Here is a 1,963-nt window from a genome sequence, read left to right on the forward strand (position 1 = left end):
CTTCTTTTGTAAAATTGGGAATGCTTTTATATTCCCCGGTTGGTAATTTATAATAACCCCTGTCGGCATAAATTTTTATCCAGTCGGCACCATGTGCAATTTGTTCCCTCACTGCTTTTCTGCCTTCATCGGCCCCGGTAATTTCCTGTAAACCTTTAGGCATTTTTAATTCCCAGGCATAATCTTTTTCTGCGATGGGGTAATGGCCGGTGGTATTAATGGCTAAGGTTGATACAAACATTCTTGGCCCGGGAATAATTCCTTTGTTGATAGCTTTTTTTAAATCCACATCAGCATAACCGGCTCCTTCCGTTCCCAAATCACGAATGGTGGTAAAGCCATTCATTAAAGATTGATAACAACTTTTTGTAGCCCTCAATGTTCTGTAGGGTACAGATTCTTTTAAGATTTGTACATCATAATCTTCGCTGGTAATATCGCCTTGCAGTAAAACATGGGTATGGCAATCGATTAACCCGGGTAACACATAATAATTACTCAAGTCAATAACAGAATCTGTTTTTTGTTTAAACATAGCAGCTTCTGTTACCGATGCTATTTTATTTCCATTTACTAAAATAATTTGGTTGATTAAAACTTTGCCGCTTCTTGCATCTAATAATTTACCACAGCGTATGGCTATAGTTTTTTGCTGTGCAAATAAAAATAGTACCATCACTTGCAGCAGCAGTAAAAAAAATATTTTTTTCATTTTATTTATTTAAGATAAAATGAATGTACGATTTACTAAGCAAAATAAAAATAATAGGGGGGTGATTATTTTACTGTAAACATTTCTTCCCATCTTGTAGTGTAACGGGGGCTGCGTAACTCCTGCCGCATTTTCCAGTTTCTTGCAGTGCCGGATGCAGCAAATTTTACCATATCATCCCTCATCGAAAAATTTACATTATCCAGCATACTCATTAATAAACGGTTGTTATTTACCTTTTCTGCTACAAATAAATTACCCTGTATAGTTTCGTCGGGCACAAGGCCGCTGAGCATTACACCTGCTTTTTTATACAAAGTGCCTTCCTTAAATAATGTATCAACCAATGCTACCGCTGGTTTTATTAATTCATTCGTAAAGGATGTAGCGGAAGGTAATGTCATGTAGTTGCTGTGTGTAACACCACGGTTAAAAGTAACGTTGTGATTTTCTTCTTTTGATACCACAAAAACACTCACAATCCGGGCAGCACTATGTTGTCTACGCAATTTTTCCGCAGCTCTTGAGGTGTAAGTCGCCACGGCTTCTTTTATAGACGTAATATCACCAACCGGGCTTCCAAACATTCTTGTTGTCGCAATCATTTTTTTACTTACCAGTTCATCTTCCATATCTTTTGATGGAATGCCTTTTAATTCACGGAGTAAGCGGCTGCCTACCACACCACCGAGGTGCACCTTTCCAAACTCCTCACTCATACGGCTTAATTGCAACGCATCATAAATGCAAAAATGTTGTTTCAGTTTTTCTGCATATTGCCCGCCTACACCCCAAACATCTCCGATTTCAGTTTGCTGTAAAGCAGTAGTAATTTCTTCTTCATTGCCCAGCACCATTACACCTTTGTATTTCTCAACATATTTTTTGGATAAACGATTGGCAACTTTTGCCAGCACTTTTGTGGGAGCAACACCTACAGATACTTTTATACCCGTCCATGTTTCTACTGTTCGTTTTATTCCTTCGGCAACATCCTGTAATTCATTTTCAGGAAAGATGCTTAGGTCTAAAAAAGCTTCATCAACAGAATATACTTCTACGTTTTTTTTACCCAGCATCATTCGTAGCGTTTCCATCACCCGCCAGCTCAGGTCGCCGTATAAGTTATAATTGGATGAAAAAACAGCTACATCATATTTTTCTATCAATGGCTTTGCTTTAAAATAAGGCCCGGCCATTTCTACCCCGAGCTTCTTTGCTTCATTACTTCGTGAAATAATACAACCATCA

The 1,963-nt window shown here is 38.2% G+C and carries 2 protein-coding genes; both read right to left on the minus strand.

Going from position 1 to position 1,963, the window contains the following annotated elements:
- A partial coding sequence (locus tag ACY65O_RS05775) for an amidohydrolase family protein (protein ID WP_462219899.1) occupies positions 1 to 712 on the minus strand: 712 nt, incomplete at its 3' end.
- A 65-nt stretch (positions 713 to 777) separates the two neighbouring features.
- A partial coding sequence (locus ACY65O_RS05780; RefSeq protein ID WP_462219900.1) for a Y-family DNA polymerase occupies positions 778 to 1,963 on the minus strand: 1,186 nt, incomplete at its 5' end.

The sequence above is a fragment of the Ferruginibacter sp. genome, from assembly GCF_031430955.1.
Taxonomy (GTDB): Bacteria; Bacteroidota; Bacteroidia; order Chitinophagales; family Chitinophagaceae; genus Ferruginibacter.